Here is a 17753-nt window from a genome sequence, read left to right as displayed (position 1 = left end):
TTATGTGCAACCTCCTAGACTAATAGTTTTTAAATTAATGAACGAATTCACCTTGAAAAATTAGATCTTCCTTTTTTTCTGAGATACTAATCGAATCGGAAGAAACATACTCAGGATTAAATGGATGGTCACCTTCTATGTGAAACTCTCCATCAAAAACTAAGTTTCTCTTATTAAAAATAGGTTTGTACTTTATAAGTAAGGAATCAATGTTGTCTTTAAGCGTCGTTTCAAAATTCCTATTTTCTTTTAACAGCGCGTCTAAACTCTTTTTGATCATATTTCATCTCTCTATCACTTCTCTTCTCACTTCTCATTTCTGTAATGTATATTTAATTCGATAAAAAAGAACATTCATCCTTCTTGGATGAATGCTCCCCATTTCATAACAATCACTTCAATTAATATAAGAAATCACAAAAACCATCGAAAAAGTTAAGAAGAAGGTAATCATAAATCCCATTCTTAGGTTTCTTTTGGTTTTAGGAATTATGAGTCCAAGAGTAAGGAAGAAGCCGATGCCTGAGACTAAGAATGCTAATTTCGAATGAGCGCTTGGAAAGTAAAAGAATCCTATTACTAATGCAATCAAGATGATGAATAGATTATAAATCAGTCGTAATCTTAATATATTCAAACACTCACCTCCAGCATGTATATACTTGAATTCTACTCAGTAGTTTCATAGTAAATGAATCGTTTCTGGATAAGAATCAGCCACCCATTTACTCAAATTCAACATATATATCATTAGTTAGATGATTGTTTCCTTCCATAAGAATTTCCTTTAGAAAAGTTTTCAGATCTGTATAGGTTTGAATCACTTTCTTTGTTTTTACATCTATTTCTAAAATTTTTACATCGCCATCGATTACATAGTAAGCATGTTTGAATAATGAATCTGCGAAAATGAAGTGATTGGTAGGGGTACGTTTATTTCTATATAATCTGTCCATCGTGTTTAGATCAAAAGCTGAATAATCTTCCTCTTCTATACTTAAACCCTTATAAGTAGCTGGCTCTTTACCTGCTAATCTCAGTAGGTTAAACAAATAACAACCATTATGAAATGTTAATAACTCTCTATATTCTGAAGGGAATTTTCGTCCTGATTGCTGTTCGAACTGAATGATTGTTTCGTTAGATAAAGGAGGTTGAAGATGTGTATGCCAGCGTCCTTCTTCCATGTATCCATATAGATGAGTGTTTGTCTTTAATTTCTTGCTATTTATATAGTCATTTCTTATAGTTTCGGATAAAAATTCAAACATAGATTACTCCCTCTTCATAGCTATAGAACTTGCTAAGTTAACAATGATTTGCCGAAGATAGAAAAATACTCTTTTCTTTATTTTGAAAGTTGCACTGCCTTTTCATGGGTTTCTAAAATTAGCTTAAGCTCCGACAAATCTTCTATCGTATAGTCGGCTGCCTCCGCTTCTTTCCAATGAGGGCTTGTTTTCCAGACGGCAACCATACCGGTGTTTCTAGCAGCTTCCAGGTCATTTTTGGGGTGATCGCCAACAAACATGCACTCTTCCGTCTTAACGTTTAATCTTTCTGCCGCTCTCTCGAAAACTAGTGGATCAGGCTTTCTCAGTCCCTCCATCTCAGATATAAGGATTGTGTCAAAATACTCTTTTATCCCTAGTGCTTGAATGGTGTCATACTGAAATACACCGTAACCGTTCGAGACTATGCCGAGGCGATATCCTTTTTTCTTCAGCTCCTCCAGCATGCTAATAAGATTAGGAAACGGGGTGCAATGATACTTGAACTGTGTTAAATAATCATCGAGTAATTCTCCTGGCGGCATTCTTCTTACTGCCAACTCCTCGGCTAGCTTTTGGTACACTTTGTCCTTCCACACATATCCGTTTTCTTCTAACTCGATAAATCGTTTCGCAAACATTTTTTTTGGTATATGGGACAGAACGGATGAAAGCCTGGTATGTTGGTCCTCTACGAACTTTTTAACCGAGGTGTCGCGATCCAATAGGGTTCCGTCCAAATCAAACAGTACAGCTTTTATCAAAATAACTCTCTCCTATCCTTGCACTCTGTATATGAAGGTATGTACCCTTAATCATGACTTTGCATGCATCCCCTTATATACTACAAAACATAGGTTTTTAAAAGAAGCGAACTAATCCCTAGACAAAGCTCCTATCTTTTCAAGTCTCTGATCTAGCTCATACTTCTGACGAAGATGATGACGAAAATGCATGCCGACTAGAGATAACCATTCTTGAGCATTCAGCCACCCGAAACCACCATGTTTCATTTTGCAGTTTGGGTTTATCTCTTCTACTTTCACTGCTAAGTCTTTCATTCTATTCATTAATTGATCGAGCTCTAGCACAATCTCTTCTTTACTTTTGGTGTTGTCTGGTGGGGAATCCAATTCTTCAGGTAATTTGATCTTTATAGGAGGAAATCCACCAATATTAAATAGGTACTCTCCGAATTCGGATTTTCCCTGATGTAGTTCTTCAACAGCTTTCTCACAATCTTCAACACTATCCAAATACTCGTGAGCAACAACAATCAAATGGTCATACATTTGTCCAATTGACCAAACCCCTTGTTCAGGTATATACCTCAGCTGTTCGTTTGAATAGTTTTGTAAAAAGCTCTTGTATGTTTCAATTAACTGTAGATCACTCATCTTAAGAACCTCCGATTCATAGATATAGCACTTTAGATGGTACAACTTTGAATTCAATACAAAGCCCACATCTCCTTCTTAAAAAAGCTTTACTGTTCCAGTTCATTTACATTCGAACAACTTGTACCGTAGTAGTCATGTATTTATAATAAGAAGAAAATGGTGATTTCTAATGAGCACATTAAATCAATTAAAAAACTATGCAAAGAAACTAAAAAAAGATATATTCGTTCTTTACCTTTCTTACAAAGATTCGCGAACTCCTTTACTAGCGAAAGGCGTAGCCATTTGTGTAGTTGCCTATGCTTTTAGTCCAATCGACTTGATCCCCGATTTCATTCCGATATTGGGATATCTCGATGATCTAATACTTGTTCCGCTTGGGATCTCTCTTGCTTTAAAACTCATACCCGATTACATCATTGACGAGAATCAAACAATGGCTGAACATATCCAGAAAAACGGTAAACCTAAGAATTGGTTTGTTGGTATTCTTTTTATAATCATATGGATACTCTTTGCTGTTTGGATCGGGAAACTGCTGCTTTCTTTGTTTTCTTAATTCTTACGATTGTTCGATACTCACCAAAAATACACCTAAATGGAAAGGTGTCTTTTGTTCAACTAATTCAAGATAAGCTTGAGTTTAACAACTTCTTCTCGTTATCTATGATGAGTACTTGCTCTGTCGTATTTTTGGCCATCTCTTTCGTATGCTCAACAAGATATTCGATTTGGGCAGATGCTTGTTTAGCACCTTTTACAAGTAACGGAACTCCAATAAAATCAATACCTAACCTTCTTGAGAACAATCCTCCAAAGGTCATGGAAAGTGGAACGGTCGGTGAAGTATTTGAGAAGATCAGTTTCTCCTTTGTTCCATTTTTCTTTTGTAAGATATCGAACAGTTCTTTTAAACCAGGTACGAAGATTTTTGAGTTTCCTCGTCCTACCGTATAAACGGCATGGCCTTCTTCATCTTCGCCATGAAAAATGATCTTTCCCATGTCTGTTGTTTTCAGTTTGTTGAAATATGGTACATGTAAGATCTGTTTCTTAGTAAGCTTCGTATGTGAAGGTAACTTTTTCAAATGGTAAGCGGCTGCTAATGATGTAGTATGCGTTCCTCCATAGTCATTGTAAATATATATCAATGTTTACATCTCCTATTCATCATTCTTCCCCATTATCGCCTCATAAAAGTTTGGTATACTTATTTATTCAAGAATTTGAAGGGATGGATACCTATGGAGATTACACGAATTAACTTAGTCGAAGCTAAACGTCAACTTGACTCAACGATTCACAAACTAAAAGAAACCGTTAAAACGCTGGAAGGTAAAGAAAATCCAAACCGGTATAAATCTCAGATCACCTTAGCACGAAGACGTATAGATGCATTTGAGCTATCTGTGTACCTGATTGAGAGAGAAATTCGTGACTTAAGCGAAAATAGCTAAGCATCTTCTCCAACAAAAAAGGACCTTAGTGATAAGGTCCAATTTTTGTTACATCAGTGTTGTTCGTTTTCTATTTTAAATTTCGCTATTATTGACCAGTTCCATTGCCTAATCGATTGCGTAAAGCACAGTTTGGAGCATCTGAAATCACTCGAACACTTTCAACTCTGTTTCTACAAAGTCTTCTCCAAGCGTCATCATTTCTATACTTAGCCCAATTGCATCTGCTACACATTTCTCTTCTTAACTGACCTTCAGTCTGACGAAGTTTTACTTTTTTGTGACAGCCACATTCATGTTGTTCACGTTCAACGCCCTGGTTACATCCACATTCATGTGGTTCACGTTCAACGCCCTGGTTACATCCACAAGAATGATGACCTGAATCATTTCCAATCCAACCCATAACTAATCCCCCCTTAGTTCCCGAAGGTATACCTTCGATTCATATATTCTATGAAACCCCTCAGAAAGTGCTTGTACACCTATCACATAGCCCTTTAAATTCTGCTATAAAAATACATAAAAAAGGCGTTAATCCCCTTTGGATCAACGCCCCTCTTTCTACTTATAAAACATTCCATTCCATAAAAACTTTACTTATCCTTCTTGAAGAAAGGGTTCTATTGTTGGCACTGAAAAAAACTAGATATCTGAATAGGTATGAAAAAAGAACCGCTATTTTAGTAAGAAAAAGTTCACGTTCTATTACTTATACCCCTCTACATTAGCTGGCTTACCAGCCTCAACGACTTCCACCAAATATCGGAAGCAATCAGGTTGTGAGCCATCGATATCAACGAAGTCATATTTCTTAGCGAGTTCTCCACTTGAAAAAGATTGTCCATTTAATTCATGTCGGTTCTCATCCATCGCTAATGCTGCTACAGCTCTTCCAACAAAGCGAGGTGTTTCAGATATGGCAAAGTTCGGATCTTTTTCAATGCCATCTCGCCAATTTTCTTCTGTTACCCCAAAGACTTCAAGCATGATCTCTGAACGCATCCAGCCGGGTGACAAGGAAACCGCTGTACACTTATACGGTGTTAGTTCGTGCGACAACGCTTTGGCCATCCGAATAACAGACGTTTTAGCTAAATCATAAAACATGGATACTCTATAATTGTTCTCATTGTATTCTTTTGTCCCATCGGTCATTTCGATCACGAGTCCGCCTTCGTTCTTAATTAACAACGGAAGCGCGAAGTGGCTTGTTATGAGATGGGTATCTACAGCGTGACGTAGCATTCTTATCCCTTTTTCAAGTGAATGTTCCCATACAGGTGTGCTCCATTCAATAATATTCTCTCCGCCCCAAATATCGTTCACTAGAATATCTAATCTACCTTGTTCCTTTTCAATTCGCTCTACTAAGGCTTGTACTTGTTCAGCAATAAGATGATCGACTTGAACGGGAATTCCAATGCCACCTAGTTCGTTTACCAATTCTGCCGTTTCCTCAATGGTCTCAGGACGGTTGTATTCTGATACAGCGTTACGTGTCGTTCTGCCCGTGATATAAACTGTGGCTCCTGCTGCTCCCAACTCCATCGCAATCCCGCGTCCTGCACCTCTTGTTCCTCCAGCTACTAGTGCAATTTTTCCTTCTAAAGGTTTCATTTGCATTCACTCCTTTTTTGATCTATCTTTAGTTTAACCTTTAAAGCTGACATCCAATGTCATATTAAAAAATTAGGAGTAAACAAATGAGAGCAGACCGTTTGATCAGCATCTTATTGCTGCTTCAGAATCATGGAAAAATGACAACTAAAGCGTTAGCCAACGAATTAGAAGTAACAGAGAGAACGATTCATCGTGACATGGAAGCGTTAAGTGTTGCAGGAATTCCAGTACTAGCTGAGCGCGGCAAACATGGTGGATGGCGGCTTGTTGATCAGTACAGAACACGCTTAACTGGATTGAAAGACAGCGAACTAAAGACATTGTTTCTTTCTCCTTCTTTTCAGCTTTTAAGTGATCTTGGCTATACAAAAGACTGGAAAGAAGCTCGGCAAAAACTGTTAGCCGCTCTCCCAAACACACTTCAATCGCAAGCGGATAACTTATGGAACAGAATCCATATCGATATTGAACCGTGGAAACAATCGAGTCAAGAGACCACTGCACTCTCTTTGTTACAACAAGCAATATGGGAAGAACGAAAAATACGTATAGCTTACGAAAAAGCAAACAAGGAATCATCAGACAGAATCGTAGACCCATTAGGGCTTGTTGCAAAAGGACGTACATGGTACCTGGTTGCGGTATCGAATCAAGAGATCAAGAACTTTAGAGTATCTCGAATAAAATCTGTTGAGTTATTGAATGAAACATTCATCAGACCACCTCATTTTCAACTTGCTGATTACTGGACTGAATCAAAACAGAGTTTTGTTCGAAATTTACCTGTATTCGAAGTTGAAGTTGAAGCATCTCCATCTATTATGGAACGCTTATCCTTTAGCGGACGCTTTGCACAAGTTGTGAGTAAGGGTTCACCGAATGAAAACGGATGGATTCCCGTAAAACTTACCTTTGATACAGAGCAAGAAGCTGCGTCTTATATCATCGGGTTTGGTGATCAGATGAAAATTATTTCTCCCTCCTCATTGATTGAATCGGTAAAGGCAATTGGCGAGTCTGTCCTATCGCTTTATAAATAGACCCTTAAGATCCATAGCCAATTGGTGCTTTTCATCTCTCCCTAGAAAATAGTTGATAAGATACTAAATTGTTAAATTTAGGAAGTCGATTTGTAAAAAAATGTAGAAATATATGTAATTGATGATTTGTTGTTATTTATAAGGGAGAGATCAGTTATACAACTCGTGAAAAGTAATCATACACTCATCGCTTTAACCTGCTTATTTTTCCTAAGCATTATCTTTTTTTCGTACAGGATGTTCAGCTTCGGGATACTTTCAGGTTTATCATTGTTTTTATTCTATAGAGCCCACTTCAAATATCGACCGACCATATCCCTCTTCGTCTTCTTTTTGTCTGGGTTTCTATTATTCATTTTAGGAAATGACGTAATCGCTCAGTTTGGGACTTCTAAAGAAGCAAAGATTGTCCTAAATAGGAGTCTGATATTCGTTCTAATACTAGGAACCGTTATCTCTATTAGAAGGACTAAACAAGGTGTAAATCTTTATACAGTGATGCCACACTGGAATGATCGTATCGAATTTCCTCATCATACCATCAAGACTCTAACCTTTTTAGGGTTTGGTTTATTAGGATCATTGACAATATTCTTACCCCTACTTTTTATGAATAGTACAAGTATTTCGCGGTCTCTTCTTATCTTTGCACTGGTCTTTTCTCTGATCAATGCTGTTTTGGAGGAACTACTTTGGAGAGGATTATTGTTATCTTCTTTAAGAAAGTACATTTCAACCTTTTATGCTGTTCTCGTTACTAGCATCGGTTTTGGTCTGTTACACCTATCAATCGGCATTCCTATTCTAATGAGTCTATCTTTTTCATTTGGAGGGCTGTTCTATGCTTTTGTGGTGTTAAAAACAAAGAGTATATACCCTGCTATCCTGTTTCATTTTGTCATAAACATAGGGATGGTTCTTAACGGTTGGATCTTATAATTCTCAATTATTTAAAAGAGTACCCAACTTGCGGTACTCTTCTCATTAGTTATCTACCTGTTACCTTAAATGCGTATTTATAGAGAGTTCTGAAATAGACGAAGAGAAAAATCAAGACCACTAGTGAAGCAAATATGATTTCATCATTAGAATGAAATCGCATGTATTTCTCTCGTGAAACCAATAACATGAAACCCATCGTGTAGAGAAGGTCAAATACGAAGAAAATTTTCCAAAAGATCTTTCGAAAGATTTCTTTTTTGTAAACATATCCATAGATACCTAAAAGGCCTACCACCGTGATGATCAGATTCATCAAATCACGGAAATTGCTCATATCAATCCACAGAAAGTTGTACGTGGAAATCAACAAGAAACACCAAAAGTATATCTTCAAACATGCACCTCTTTCTTCAGTCTATAGAGAGATTATCATCATATACTTTCAGTGACATTTTGGTTCATGCGTTTAAATAATCGGTTGCTTATCTAAATAGCCATTAAAAGACTTATCAAAGTTTTATCTTAAAACCACTTGTTATAGGCGTGGTTTGTGGTGGAATTTTTTACAGCGTTGAAAAGATCTTTAAAAGGAAAAATACTAGTAAAGAAAAGAAGCGTACTGTGTAAACAGCACGCTTCTTTCAAAAAATATTTAAATACTCGTACGAAGATCCCAAAGCTCAGGGAAAAAGCGTTGATCTAATACTTTCTTAAGATAGTTCACGCCTGATGAACCGCCTGTTCCTACTTTAAACCCGATGATGCGTTCTACGGTCTTCATATGGCGGAAACGCCACTGCTGTAGCCAGTCTTCAATATCCACAAGCTTTTCGGCTAATTCATAGAGATCCCAATACTTTTCAACGTTTCGATACACTTCTAGCCAAGCAGCTTCTACTGATGCGTTATATTCATAACGTTTCGTCACATCACGGTTTAGCACTTCGTCGTCGATGTGAAGGCCCGCTTTTGCGAGTGCTTGAATGGAAACGTCGTACAAACTTGGAGTGTGAAGAGCAGCTGTTAGCTGTTCATGAAGGTCAGCGTCTTTTTTGTAGATTTCTAAAATGTGCGGTGTCTTATAACCGAGTGCAAATTCAATCATGCGATATTGATACGATTGAAAGCCTGATGCTTGTCCAAGCTTATCTCGAAACTCCATGTATTCCGCTGGCGTTAAGGTTGAGAGCACATCCCATGATTCAATGATTTGAGATTGAATCTTTGAAACACGTGCTAGCATTTTGAACGCCGAATGAAGGTTTCCGCTCTCAATCGAAGAAATTGCCGAACGCGTTTCGTGAAGGATGAGCTTCATCCATAGCTCTGATACTTGGTGGATAATGATAAACAACATTTCATCGTGATGACCGGAAAGCCTTTTCTGACCTGACAAGATCTTATCTAGGTTCAGATACTCACCATACGTCATTGAATTGATAAAGTCCGTGTGAAGTCCTTTTTCTGTTTCTTTGCTGTCCAATTTTTTCTGCTCTGTCATTGAAATCCACTCCCCAACAAATTACTGGTATGTCACCGCTTTCATTATACATGATTCTTGAGGAAGTATTGGATCATATTTAGACAAAAAAATAAAACCCGGAACGAATTCCGGGTTTCTTTTTACAAGGAGGTTACTGATTAACGAAGTCCGCCTAGCGCTTGAGCTACAAGACGCTTAGTGATTTCGCCACCTACAGATCCGTTTGCACGAGAAGTTGTGTCTGGTCCAAGATGTACTCCGAACTCAGCAGCGATCTCTTGTTTCATTGCGTCAAGAGCTCCTTGTGCTCCAGGAACCACGATTTGGTTGCTGTTATTACGTGCCATGCGATTTCCCTCCTTTGGGATAATATGTACGAAAAACTTTTTTGTTTTCCGTTAAATGTAGTATGGGTTTATTTTGAAAACCTATTCATAGAAATATAAATTTTTTTCAAAAAAAAACAAGAACTCGTCATAAGTCCTTGTTCTTCAGCTCTTGGCTTAATAAATCTTCTTCTATTAATTGTGCTCTCTTTAACTCTTTTGCAGAATGTTTCTTAAAAAAGACCACCGTTCTCCAAGCAAAAATCGTAAAGAGAGCAAGCGTAATCAAAGCCGGTATGTACTCAAGTTTGTTCTCTGGAAATACGATTGGTAACATATCTTTGCACCCTTTCGGTAAACAATTCGGTCTTATTATACCAAATACGAACCATAATTGATATGTTATACAGCGGTATTTGTGTTGTTTCTGTTAACGCTTTCTGCTTGTTTGGCATGTTTAGCTGTGAGTTTGCTAAGAATGATGACAAGAACGATGCCTAACGCAAATCCTGCCAAAATATCAGATGGATAATGAACACCAACATAGACACGACTTAACCCGAGTAGGAACGGAAGAATCGCACCTGACACCATGATCCAGCGCTTTTGATACCGTTGATAGAGAAGAACGGCTGCAAACAAGTAAAACGTTGTCCCTACCATAGCGTTTCCACTCGGAAAACTGTATCCGTCTTCTTCAAGAAGGCGGAAATCTAGCGGCCGTTCTCTCTGAAACATGGATTTCACTAGCAAGTTCAGACCATAAGAAACCAGAATACTTCCGATCAGTAACAAGCTGTTTCTCCATTGTTTCATTATGAAAAGAACAATTGCACCGAGTAAACAGAGTCCAGCGAGCACTTTGGCGTCCCCTACGTGAGTGAAGGCTAGTACGATTTCATTTAACCAATCCGTTCGGAGATTCAACACAAGCTCTCTCAAACTCCAATCGAAAGTTGTTATGAAACTTGAGCTGTAAAACGAAAGACTGACAAAGATTAAAATACATAAACTCAGAGTTATATTCATTGTTATTCCCCCTACCTCTCATATTACTTCAGGGCATCCAATATTAGGAATAACAATTCGGGGGATTACGGATAAAAATTGATTTACTACGTAATTAATTGAATTTACCTCGTATAAAAATCCGATTACTACGTAATTAATTGAGATTACTACGTAATTCTTTATCTATGTTTCCCTGAAACGCACATAACTACCATTTTCCTCCTGGAGAGTACACGCATACCTATCAACTCACTCTCCAAAAAGAAAAAGTCCTCCTACAAAGGAGAACTTTCGCTTTCTGCTTCACATTCTTTTATATAACGATTCCACGGATGTTCTCTGCATTCTGTGCTACACGAGCGTTTATGTTCATGCTCACACTCTTCACACATCAACAGATGCGCGTTGCATTCTGGATTTCCGCATTTCACATAGCGTTCTTCAGGGTTTCCACAGTGATAACATTTTCCGACGACAACCTCTTCACCTGTTCGGTTAACAGGTACAGAGATCCGCTCATCGAACACATAACATTTTCCGTCCCACAGCTTTCCTTTTGCTTCTTCATCATACCCGTAGGAGATAATTCCGCCTTCAAGCTGAGAAACGTCCTTGAATCCTTCTTTTACCAAGAAACCTGAGAACTTTTCACAACGAATACCGCCTGTGCAGTACGTGAGGACTTTTTTATCCTTGAACTGACTGAAGTTCTCTCGCACCCATTGTGGGAGATCGCGGAAAGTTTCCACGTCTGTTCTGATTGCATTCTTGAAATGGCCAAGGTCGTATTCGTACGTGTTCCTTGCATCTAAGATCACGACATCTTCTGACTCCATCGCTTCAAGCCATTCTTTTGGAGAAAGATGCTTACCCGTAAGTTCGTTCGGATTCACATCGTCTTCCAAACTTAAGTGTACGAGCTCTGGACGGACACGAACCTTCATCTTTTTAAAGGCATGTTCGTTGGATCCCTCTATTTTAAAAACGGTATCTGCAAAACGAGGATCATTCTTCATCATCTTCATATATGCTTCAGTCTGTTCCACCGTTCCTGATACAGTTCCGTTGATCCCTTCGTTCGCTACAAGGATTCTGCCTTTGAGTCCGATTTCTTTACAAAGAGCAAGATGTTCTTCTTTAAACGCTTCAGGGTCCTCGATTGTTACGTATTTATAATACAATAATACTTGAAAGTCCATCATTACCACCTACTTATGCTTCTTAAAAAACTACCTTTCCTATAATAACAAATTATGAGAAAAAGAAAAATACAGGACGCATCCTGTATTTTAGATTTTATTTAATGTGCAGTTTCTTAAGATGTCAGCTGCCTCATGTGCCTCTTCATCCTCCGCCAATTCAAGTGCGGTTTTTCCGTCTTCTTTGGCAAGGTAAGGATCTGCTCCTTTTTCAATAAAGTAAGCGATCATCTCAGGATCGTTATGCTGAGCGGCTTGATGTAGAATGGTCCAGCCCCCGCTCTGCTTTTCATTAATATCAGCTCCGTGAGATAAGAGGAGACTCATCATCTCCTGACGATTCTTCATATTAGCTGCAGCGGCATGAAGCGGAGTGTTAGCCATGTTGTTTCCTGATTTTACTTGAACGTCAGCTCCCTGTTCAAGCAACAGTCTCACAATCTCCAAATGGCCAAAATGAGCGGCTAGGTGAAGCGGTGACCACCCCTCACTCAGTGCGTTTATGTTTGTTTCTTTTTTTTTCAAAAGTTCTTCAACCACTGTCAAATTCCCATCCATTGCTGCTTGGTGCAGATTCATAGTATCCACCCTTTCTGATCGTTGTTACAAGACTACTTCGACTTCCTGACATGAAAACCCTTTTACATACAATTATTTACAAAATTTTTCTCTCATTCCCAGTTGTTTCGCGGTCTAAATTATGTGAACATTTAAATAGTGAAAGTCGTTGGGGGAACTGGATATTCGGGGGATATTATGCGTTTAAAAATTTTATCTTTATCATTGGCTGCTTTTCTGACTATGACAACTGCAGCACATGCTTCAACACCATATACGGTTCAGCAAAATGACACACTGTGGAAGATCGCACAGCATCAAAATGTAAGCGTATCAAATGTAATTGGAATGAATCGATTGACGAGCCATAGCATCTATGTAGGTCAAACGTTATACATTCCGTCATCTTCAAATCTACACAAAGTAGTAAATGGAGAGACACTTAACAAAATCGCTTCGGCGTCAAATGTTAGTTTATGGGCAATTCAACAGGCAAACCCACAGATCAAAGAGATCAACTGGGTTTACCCTGGTCAAGTGATCGAGCTGCCAGCTTCTGTTGCTAAACAACAGCCAGCACCTAAATCAGCAGCTCCAGCACAACCTTCCGTCGGTTCTACTGCTACACAAGTTTCACAGCTTGTAAATGCAGAGCGTCAAAAAGCCGGCCTTGCCCCATTAACACTTGATGCTGAACTCAGCAATGTTGCTTTGGCAAAAGCTAAAGACATGATTCAGAATAACTATTTCGATCATAACTCACCGACTTACGGATCTCCGTTTGACATGATGCGCAGCTTGGGAATTGATTACACAGCTGCAGGTGAGAACATTGCAAAAGGACAAACTTCACCACAAGCTGTAATGACAGACTGGATGAATAGTCCTGGCCATCGCCAAAACATTTTAAGCTCTAACTACGACTCCATCGGCATAGGCTATTATGAGGGAGCTTGGGTACAATTATTTAAAAAATAAGGATCTTCCGCACGACTTTTCACTAAAAAAGCATGCAGCTTCTCTAGCCGCATGTTTTTTATATGTGTATGAATCGATTATCTGTTTTTATCTCACGAACGACATGCTGTATGACATGAGGAGTAAGTAGACTTGTATGAAGAAGTTGGTTATGGTTTAGCCCCGAATGTATGAACTCATCAAAAAGAACCAAACACCTATCACCCATTCGTTCTTCCTCAATACGCATGGCATCTCTTTTTACCAACGTATCTTTATCTGTCCAAAGAACAACGTATTTAATCGTAACACCAAGGTCACGCAGCTGGTTACTTAACCATTCGACATCTTTTGGAAAGATAATATAGTCGATGACAACATCACTTCCATATTGTAAAAAGTTTCTTGTAAGATGAAGAATGTTATGCCAGATCAAATCATGCTCCCGCTCACTTTCCCAAGGTTTCTCTCTACCGTTTCTGTGCATATGACTGATATCATCGCCTGATAGATAGGCACTATGAGTTAAACTGTCTACCAGTTCAGTTGATATTGTTGATTTTCCTACTCCTGCCGGACCTGAAAGGAGATAAACGGTTCTTCCATTTTCCATTGTCACTGGTGTTCCTCCACACTTAAAACTTTAGTTCTAATTCTTCTAAAAGCGCTTTTGCACCATTCGGACTGAGTACGAACTTCCCGCCAGCATAGGCAGTATTTTCATCGGTTACTTCTCCTGTAATCACACAAGAATTATTTGGTATGTATTTCTTTAAAATAATACGGTCGTCTTCTACAAAAATCTCGATGCCATCTCTAATATCTAGATCCATCATTCGACGCAATTCAATTGGAATCACAATTCTCCCTAACTCATCTACTTTTCTCACAATCCCCGTGCTTTTCATATGTTCTACCTTCCTTTTCCTTCTTTCCAAACGAGAAGTAAAATCTGCACTGCATGTTACCTTACTCCACCACTTGGTAAATAATGTTTTTAAGTTGCATTAATCATCTCAAAAACTTCTATAAATAGGAAGAGGATATGAGTTGGGTTAATTTAATGAGCAGATAGAACTAATCTTAGTGTGGAAGGTGTGAGAAAATGATATTTCGTATTTGTCATGAGTAAAAAAACCTATACTATTTTCCCGAAAAGTAATTACAAGTCAAAAAAAAACACCTATTATTGGTGTGTTGGATATTACTTCACTCTTAATATCTGTCCCGGATAGATGGTGTAGTTATTATCAAGATTGTTCCAACTCTTAATCTGCTGTATCGTACTGCCATATTGTTGACTTAGAGCGTAAACTGTATCTCCACTTACCACTGTGTGATAAATGGATTTTTTAGGAAGGTTGAAACTCTTTACAATCCCATTCACATGTCCACGCGCTATATTTTCAATAAAGGATGCTGTTTTTAACTTATTGGCGTCATTCACATTATCGATAAACCCATTCTCCGTTAATAAAGCAGGCATGTTCGATTCACGCAGCACATGAAAGTTTGCTGTCTTCTGTCCACGATCGCTGAAATTTACTACTTTCAAAATTTCGGTATGCACATTATCTTGATACGTTGTTGTAGGTGCTGTGGATCCTGGATAAATGTAATCTTCGTACCCTGTTCCCCCACCTGCATTAACATGAACAGATAGAAAGAAATCGGCTCCCCATGCATTTGCAGCATCAGTCCGTTCCGTTAAGGACTTTGTTACATCTGAAGTCCTGCTCATTAAAATGGAAACATTGCTGTATTCTGCAAGTAATATATCTCTAATTCGAATGCCTATTTGAAGAGTAAGTGTCTTTTCTGTGAGGTTATTCCCCACAGCTCCAGGATCAGTACCGCCATGACCTGGATCAATAAAAATTTTTACCATTTTCATCACCCCTATGATTCATAATATGATGGAGTCTATGAAAAGGTTTGTACATTTTTAATGTTTAGTAGATTTATTTGGTAGTTTTCAGCAGTGTTCGGTCATCTTTTTTCCATCGAATTAAAATTTCTTCTCTTAACCAGAATTCCCCTTAATATCAACCTCAATGTCTTGTTTTTATCTAAGCTTCTCGAAACAGTTTTCTTTGTTTCATATAATCAACAGCCTTTGTTTTATTCTTTTGCTTTAAGATATGTTCTTCTTCTCTTTTATCTCTATAATAGGCATAGTATTCATCATATGAAAGTACACCTTCTGATAGAGCATTTTTAACTGCACAATGTGGCTCTTTAGTATGAGAGCAATTAGTAAACTTACACATTCTGGATAAATTTTCAATTTCAACAAATATAAGATCATTCATTTATCAAACCTCACTTTATTTAAATAAATATCGGTTCCTGTTATTTAACAATCCTGCTATGTTTGCTGAATAAAAAGGCACTTCTCCTTCTAGAAGAAATGCTTAGCATAGATCTTAATAAATTTCTTGTTTTTGCATTGGGGATTTTGCCCTTAGTACAACTGATATGACGATACTCAACATTCCTATTATAAGAAACAGCCAAGTAAACCATTCGAGACCCACAGTCGGAGATCTAAACGTTAACGAACTAGCCACAAATAATGTAAGACCGAGTATGGTGAAAAACAAGCTCAGTTTGTTTGTGTGATTTCTTAAAAGCCATGTAGCAAGTAATACAAGGATATATAGCAAACTGATTGTCATGAGTATTGGAAACAGTGGTTTAAATTTTGCGGCATAAATGAAATGATCGAATCCTGATATCTCAGAGACGTTTGTTACCGTTTCATGTTTCCATTTTGAAAAAATAGCCGAGTACTTCCATTCCCACTGTGTATCTCTTAATTCACTTCCTTCATACCATGCTGAAAACGTTGAAAAAAGAAACACAATAACTGCTAAAACTAATTGAATAACATATGACATGAGTAGATTTCCTCTCGCTTGATTATGTACCTTATTTTACCATACAATTGTTATTTATCACTTCTACCTTTTTGACTATATTCCTTACAGCAAAATTATTTTAAAGAAGAACTATCTTTCTAATTAATCGTCTAGTTATTTTAATTAACCGATTTTCTCCGCTAACTCTAGAATAATCCCCTCTGGACCACGAACATAGCAAAGTCTGTAGCTGTCTTCATATTGCTCGATCTCACTAAAAGTCTCTATGCCTTTCTCTTTTAAAACGGCAACAATAGCCTCTAGATCTTCAACATCAAAGCAAATATGCCGAATGCCTAGCGTATTTGGAGAAGGTAATTGTGGGTCAGATTCACCTGCAGGCGTATAATATTTGACGAGCTCTATCCAAGTGTGACCGTCAGGCATCCCCAGTCCTACACAACTCGTTTTAACATTCTTTAGTCCAACTATCCTGTCCAACTGGTCTCCTTCCAGTTCCCATTCTGCTTTTACTTCAAGACCTATATCAAAGAAAAAAGCTTTCGCTTCTGAAAGATTGTTTACATTTATACTCACATGATCGATCCTACTAACCTTCATAATTGCTTCCTCCAAAAGTTCATTTTAGCTCATAAGAAATATTCGATTTGACTTCTCATTATCCTTTGGTGTTTGTGTAAATCCTTTAAAACCTTTACTATCATAGTTGCCTAATTATTTTAATATATTTAACTTAAGTAGTTACATAGATTCATACTAAAACTACTAAAGACGAATTACTCGAAACTACTTCTATAGTAAAACATGATTATTTTTCAACAACCTCTCTTTATTTCATATACACATTTCCTTTTCTGTATTATATTGGAATACATTAAAGAGGAGGAGAGTTATCATGAAAAAGTTTTTAAGTCTAGTCACACTGTTTGTTTTTTCACTTGTGCTCGTTGCTCCATCATTTGCCTCGGCAGCTCAAAAGTTGATTCAACCGATCAACAACGCATATATTACCGCTGGTTTTTTGAATGCTAACTATCAGCAGAAATTTGGCTTCAAACATTATGGATGGGATTTAACATCAGCTACCAGCAGCAGAGCGGTTTGGGCGAGTGGAACTGGAAAAGTTTTAGCTACAGGCTATGATAATGTTTTAGGTAACACCGTAATCGTTAAATATCCCGCATCATACATCCATTCAACAGGAGCAACAAAAGATCTTGTGTTTCGTTATAATCACTTAGCTTCAATCGCTGTGTCTAAAGGACAAAGTGTTACAAAAGATACACGATTAGGGAACTATGGAAATACAGGTTTGTATTCAACTGGGCCGCACCTTCACTTTGAAATCGATACAGACACGACTTATTATCAATATTCTCCAACATTAGGATCGAGTTCTAATATTATAAAAGCAGGAACAGCCAGCACGGTGTTATCCCCTAGAAATGTTCTATACACCAAAGTTTCTGCTCCAGATAACCAAAGCATCTATATTATAGGTGACGGATACCAATCATCGACTGAAGATGATCTTCCTTTTAAAAACTGATAACAAAAAGAGACAAGCTCATTTGAGTTTGTCTCTTTCTTTTCTCATATACTTT

The 17753-nt window shown here is 37.8% G+C and carries 27 protein-coding genes; 6 read left to right on the top strand and 21 right to left on the bottom strand.

Translation table 11 applies throughout. The features are described 5' to 3' along the window. Nucleotides 1–34 precede the first annotated feature (34 nt). The 5 genes from ACOZ9X_RS06940 to ACOZ9X_RS06920 all read right to left on the bottom strand — a co-directional run bounded on the left by ACOZ9X_RS06940 (nt 35) and on the right by ACOZ9X_RS06920 (nt 2668). Complete coding sequence (locus ACOZ9X_RS06940) at nt 35–280, bottom strand: hypothetical protein (protein WP_423417528.1); 246 nt, start codon at nt 278–280, stop codon at nt 35–37. A gap of 117 nt (nt 281–397) precedes the next feature. Next, entirely contained in the window at nt 398–637 is a 240-nt protein-coding gene (locus ACOZ9X_RS06935) for a hypothetical protein (protein WP_423417527.1), read from the bottom strand. Nucleotides 638–725: 88 nt separating this feature from the next. Further along, nucleotides 726–1271, bottom strand: coding sequence for an SMI1/KNR4 family protein (locus tag ACOZ9X_RS06930; RefSeq protein ID WP_423417526.1), 546 nt, complete (start codon nt 1269–1271; stop codon nt 726–728). A 77-nt stretch (nt 1272–1348) separates the two neighbouring features. Next, nucleotides 1349–2035, bottom strand: a complete 687-nt coding sequence (locus tag ACOZ9X_RS06925; RefSeq protein WP_423417525.1) for an HAD family hydrolase — start codon at nt 2033–2035, stop codon at nt 1349–1351. A gap of 111 nt (nt 2036–2146) precedes the next feature. Continuing rightward, the gene (locus ACOZ9X_RS06920; RefSeq protein ID WP_423417524.1) at nt 2147–2668 is read right to left on the bottom strand and encodes a DinB family protein; all 522 of its coding nucleotides are present in this window, start codon (nt 2666–2668) and stop codon (nt 2147–2149) included. A 172-nt stretch (nt 2669–2840) separates the two neighbouring features. Here ACOZ9X_RS06920 and ACOZ9X_RS06915 point away from each other — a divergent pair, with 172 nt between their 5' ends. Beyond that, entirely contained in the window at nt 2841–3230 is a 390-nt protein-coding gene (locus ACOZ9X_RS06915; protein WP_423417523.1) for a YkvA family protein, read from the top strand. A gap of 67 nt (nt 3231–3297) precedes the next feature. Here ACOZ9X_RS06915 and ACOZ9X_RS06910 read toward each other — a convergent pair whose 3' ends face one another. Beyond that, entirely contained in the window at nt 3298–3822 is a 525-nt protein-coding gene (locus ACOZ9X_RS06910) for a DUF3189 family protein (protein WP_423417522.1), read from the bottom strand. Nucleotides 3823–3915: 93 nt separating this feature from the next. On the opposite strand from ACOZ9X_RS06910, the gene ACOZ9X_RS06905 reads away from it, so the two are divergent. After that, the gene (locus tag ACOZ9X_RS06905; protein ID WP_423417521.1) at nt 3916–4128 is read left to right on the top strand and encodes a hypothetical protein; all 213 of its coding nucleotides are present in this window, start codon (nt 3916–3918) and stop codon (nt 4126–4128) included. Nucleotides 4129–4216: 88 nt separating this feature from the next. Here ACOZ9X_RS06905 and ACOZ9X_RS06900 read toward each other — a convergent pair whose 3' ends face one another. Then, nucleotides 4217–4534, bottom strand: a complete 318-nt coding sequence (locus ACOZ9X_RS06900; RefSeq protein ID WP_423417520.1) for a hypothetical protein — start codon at nt 4532–4534, stop codon at nt 4217–4219. A 302-nt stretch (nt 4535–4836) separates the two neighbouring features. Beyond that, complete coding sequence (locus ACOZ9X_RS06895) at nt 4837–5748, bottom strand: SDR family oxidoreductase (RefSeq protein WP_423417519.1); 912 nt, start codon at nt 5746–5748, stop codon at nt 4837–4839. An 86-nt stretch (nt 5749–5834) separates the two neighbouring features. Here ACOZ9X_RS06895 and ACOZ9X_RS06890 point away from each other — a divergent pair, with 86 nt between their 5' ends. Continuing rightward, entirely contained in the window at nt 5835–6791 is a 957-nt protein-coding gene (locus ACOZ9X_RS06890; RefSeq protein WP_423417518.1) for a helix-turn-helix transcriptional regulator, read from the top strand. Between the two features lie 498 nt (nt 6792–7289). Continuing rightward, nucleotides 7290–7730 carry a lysostaphin resistance A-like protein gene (locus tag ACOZ9X_RS06885; protein WP_423418240.1) on the top strand — a complete coding sequence of 147 codons (441 nt, stop codon included), beginning with the start codon at nt 7290–7292 and terminating at the stop codon, nt 7728–7730. A 49-nt stretch (nt 7731–7779) separates the two neighbouring features. On the opposite strand, the gene ACOZ9X_RS06880 is transcribed toward ACOZ9X_RS06885, so the two are convergent. From ACOZ9X_RS06880 to ACOZ9X_RS06850, 7 genes are all read right to left on the bottom strand, one after another. Then, complete coding sequence (locus tag ACOZ9X_RS06880; protein WP_423417517.1) at nt 7780–8127, bottom strand: hypothetical protein; 348 nt, start codon at nt 8125–8127, stop codon at nt 7780–7782. A 258-nt stretch (nt 8128–8385) separates the two neighbouring features. Continuing rightward, nucleotides 8386–9234 (bottom strand): tryptophan 2,3-dioxygenase, encoded by an 849-nt coding sequence (gene kynA / locus ACOZ9X_RS06875; protein ID WP_423417516.1) that lies wholly within the window; start codon nt 9232–9234, stop codon nt 8386–8388. Nucleotides 9235–9374: 140 nt separating this feature from the next. Further along, on the bottom strand, nt 9375–9563 hold the full coding sequence (locus ACOZ9X_RS06870; protein ID WP_066395381.1) for an alpha/beta-type small acid-soluble spore protein: 189 nt from the start codon (nt 9561–9563) through the stop codon (nt 9375–9377). A 127-nt stretch (nt 9564–9690) separates the two neighbouring features. Continuing rightward, nucleotides 9691–9879, bottom strand: a complete 189-nt coding sequence (locus ACOZ9X_RS06865) for a hypothetical protein (RefSeq protein WP_066395384.1) — start codon at nt 9877–9879, stop codon at nt 9691–9693. Nucleotides 9880–9944: 65 nt separating this feature from the next. Next, nucleotides 9945–10571, bottom strand: coding sequence for a phosphatase PAP2 family protein (locus ACOZ9X_RS06860; protein WP_423417515.1), 627 nt, complete (start codon nt 10569–10571; stop codon nt 9945–9947). A 257-nt stretch (nt 10572–10828) separates the two neighbouring features. Beyond that, nucleotides 10829–11752 carry a rhodanese-related sulfurtransferase gene (locus ACOZ9X_RS06855; protein WP_423417514.1) on the bottom strand — a complete coding sequence of 308 codons (924 nt, stop codon included), beginning with the start codon at nt 11750–11752 and terminating at the stop codon, nt 10829–10831. A 90-nt stretch (nt 11753–11842) separates the two neighbouring features. Next, nucleotides 11843–12331 carry an ankyrin repeat domain-containing protein gene (locus tag ACOZ9X_RS06850; protein ID WP_423417513.1) on the bottom strand — a complete coding sequence of 163 codons (489 nt, stop codon included), beginning with the start codon at nt 12329–12331 and terminating at the stop codon, nt 11843–11845. Nucleotides 12332–12508: 177 nt separating this feature from the next. Here ACOZ9X_RS06850 and ACOZ9X_RS06845 point away from each other — a divergent pair, with 177 nt between their 5' ends. After that, a complete protein-coding gene (locus ACOZ9X_RS06845) occupies nt 12509–13288 on the top strand; it encodes a LysM peptidoglycan-binding domain-containing protein (RefSeq protein WP_423417512.1) in 780 nt (259 codons plus the stop codon). A 58-nt stretch (nt 13289–13346) separates the two neighbouring features. Here ACOZ9X_RS06845 and ACOZ9X_RS06840 read toward each other — a convergent pair whose 3' ends face one another. The 6 genes from ACOZ9X_RS06840 to ACOZ9X_RS06815 all read right to left on the bottom strand — a co-directional run bounded on the left by ACOZ9X_RS06840 (nt 13347) and on the right by ACOZ9X_RS06815 (nt 16749). After that, nucleotides 13347–13880, bottom strand: a complete 534-nt coding sequence (locus ACOZ9X_RS06840; RefSeq protein WP_423418239.1) for an AAA family ATPase — start codon at nt 13878–13880, stop codon at nt 13347–13349. 22 nt (nt 13881–13902) lie between these two features. Then, nucleotides 13903–14175, bottom strand: a complete 273-nt coding sequence (locus ACOZ9X_RS06835; RefSeq protein WP_423417511.1) for an AbrB/MazE/SpoVT family DNA-binding domain-containing protein — start codon at nt 14173–14175, stop codon at nt 13903–13905. Between the two features lie 296 nt (nt 14176–14471). After that, nucleotides 14472–15155, bottom strand: a complete 684-nt coding sequence (locus ACOZ9X_RS06830) for an N-acetylmuramoyl-L-alanine amidase (RefSeq protein WP_423417510.1) — start codon at nt 15153–15155, stop codon at nt 14472–14474. A 181-nt stretch (nt 15156–15336) separates the two neighbouring features. Then, nucleotides 15337–15579 carry a hypothetical protein gene (locus ACOZ9X_RS06825; protein ID WP_423417509.1) on the bottom strand — a complete coding sequence of 81 codons (243 nt, stop codon included), beginning with the start codon at nt 15577–15579 and terminating at the stop codon, nt 15337–15339. 114 nt (nt 15580–15693) lie between these two features. After that, nucleotides 15694–16167, bottom strand: a complete 474-nt coding sequence (locus tag ACOZ9X_RS06820; protein WP_423417508.1) for a YjdJ family protein — start codon at nt 16165–16167, stop codon at nt 15694–15696. Between the two features lie 144 nt (nt 16168–16311). Beyond that, nucleotides 16312–16749, bottom strand: coding sequence for a VOC family protein (locus ACOZ9X_RS06815; protein WP_423417507.1), 438 nt, complete (start codon nt 16747–16749; stop codon nt 16312–16314). Nucleotides 16750–17044: 295 nt separating this feature from the next. Between ACOZ9X_RS06815 and ACOZ9X_RS06810 the strand changes: the two genes are divergently transcribed. Next, nucleotides 17045–17698 (top strand): M23 family metallopeptidase, encoded by a 654-nt coding sequence (locus ACOZ9X_RS06810; protein WP_423417506.1) that lies wholly within the window; start codon nt 17045–17047, stop codon nt 17696–17698. Nucleotides 17699–17753: the final 55 nt, after the last annotated feature.

This window comes from Fictibacillus nanhaiensis (genome assembly GCF_049537595.1).
In the GTDB taxonomy this organism is placed as follows: Bacteria; Bacillota; Bacilli; order Bacillales; family Fictibacillaceae; genus Fictibacillus; species Fictibacillus nanhaiensis_F.
Note: the sequence above shows the minus strand (reverse complement) of the source record. Positions and strands in the feature narration are given on the sequence as shown.

What these genes read in the sequence shown, in the direction of transcription:
- ACOZ9X_RS06845 (WP_423417512.1), top strand. Translation starts at nt 12,509, where the DNA reads ATGCGTTTAAAAATTTTATCTTTATCATTGGCTGCTTTTCTGACTATG.
- ACOZ9X_RS06810 (WP_423417506.1), top strand. Translation starts at nt 17,045, where the DNA reads ATGAAAAAGTTTTTAAGTCTAGTCACACTGTTTGTTTTTTCACTTGTG.
- ACOZ9X_RS06895 (WP_423417519.1), bottom strand. Translation starts at nt 5,748, where the DNA reads ATGAAACCTTTAGAAGGAAAAATTGCACTAGTAGCTGGAGGAACAAGA.
- ACOZ9X_RS06860 (WP_423417515.1), bottom strand. Translation starts at nt 10,571, where the DNA reads ATGAATATAACTCTGAGTTTATGTATTTTAATCTTTGTCAGTCTTTCG.
- kynA (WP_423417516.1), bottom strand. Translation starts at nt 9,234, where the DNA reads ATGACAGAGCAGAAAAAATTGGACAGCAAAGAAACAGAAAAAGGACTT.
- ACOZ9X_RS06930 (WP_423417526.1), bottom strand. Translation starts at nt 1,271, where the DNA reads ATGTTTGAATTTTTATCCGAAACTATAAGAAATGACTATATAAATAGC.
- ACOZ9X_RS06865 (WP_066395384.1), bottom strand. Translation starts at nt 9,879, where the DNA reads ATGTTACCAATCGTATTTCCAGAGAACAAACTTGAGTACATACCGGCT.
- ACOZ9X_RS06870 (WP_066395381.1), bottom strand. Translation starts at nt 9,563, where the DNA reads ATGGCACGTAATAACAGCAACCAAATCGTGGTTCCTGGAGCACAAGGA.
- ACOZ9X_RS06840 (WP_423418239.1), bottom strand. Translation starts at nt 13,880, where the DNA reads ATGGAAAATGGAAGAACCGTTTATCTCCTTTCAGGTCCGGCAGGAGTA.
- ACOZ9X_RS06815 (WP_423417507.1), bottom strand. Translation starts at nt 16,749, where the DNA reads ATGAAGGTTAGTAGGATCGATCATGTGAGTATAAATGTAAACAATCTT.
- ACOZ9X_RS06915 (WP_423417523.1), top strand. Translation starts at nt 2,841, where the DNA reads ATGAGCACATTAAATCAATTAAAAAACTATGCAAAGAAACTAAAAAAA.
- ACOZ9X_RS06825 (WP_423417509.1), bottom strand. Translation starts at nt 15,579, where the DNA reads ATGAATGATCTTATATTTGTTGAAATTGAAAATTTATCCAGAATGTGT.
- ACOZ9X_RS06820 (WP_423417508.1), bottom strand. Translation starts at nt 16,167, where the DNA reads ATGTCATATGTTATTCAATTAGTTTTAGCAGTTATTGTGTTTCTTTTT.
- ACOZ9X_RS06900 (WP_423417520.1), bottom strand. Translation starts at nt 4,534, where the DNA reads ATGGGTTGGATTGGAAATGATTCAGGTCATCATTCTTGTGGATGTAAC.
- ACOZ9X_RS06855 (WP_423417514.1), bottom strand. Translation starts at nt 11,752, where the DNA reads ATGGACTTTCAAGTATTATTGTATTATAAATACGTAACAATCGAGGAC.
- ACOZ9X_RS06885 (WP_423418240.1), top strand. Translation starts at nt 7,290, where the DNA reads ATGCCACACTGGAATGATCGTATCGAATTTCCTCATCATACCATCAAG.
- ACOZ9X_RS06890 (WP_423417518.1), top strand. Translation starts at nt 5,835, where the DNA reads ATGAGAGCAGACCGTTTGATCAGCATCTTATTGCTGCTTCAGAATCAT.
- ACOZ9X_RS06920 (WP_423417524.1), bottom strand. Translation starts at nt 2,668, where the DNA reads ATGAGTGATCTACAGTTAATTGAAACATACAAGAGCTTTTTACAAAAC.
- ACOZ9X_RS06940 (WP_423417528.1), bottom strand. Translation starts at nt 280, where the DNA reads ATGATCAAAAAGAGTTTAGACGCGCTGTTAAAAGAAAATAGGAATTTT.
- ACOZ9X_RS06830 (WP_423417510.1), bottom strand. Translation starts at nt 15,155, where the DNA reads ATGGTAAAAATTTTTATTGATCCAGGTCATGGCGGTACTGATCCTGGA.
- ACOZ9X_RS06905 (WP_423417521.1), top strand. Translation starts at nt 3,916, where the DNA reads ATGGAGATTACACGAATTAACTTAGTCGAAGCTAAACGTCAACTTGAC.
- ACOZ9X_RS06850 (WP_423417513.1), bottom strand. Translation starts at nt 12,331, where the DNA reads ATGAATCTGCACCAAGCAGCAATGGATGGGAATTTGACAGTGGTTGAA.
- ACOZ9X_RS06835 (WP_423417511.1), bottom strand. Translation starts at nt 14,175, where the DNA reads ATGAAAAGCACGGGGATTGTGAGAAAAGTAGATGAGTTAGGGAGAATT.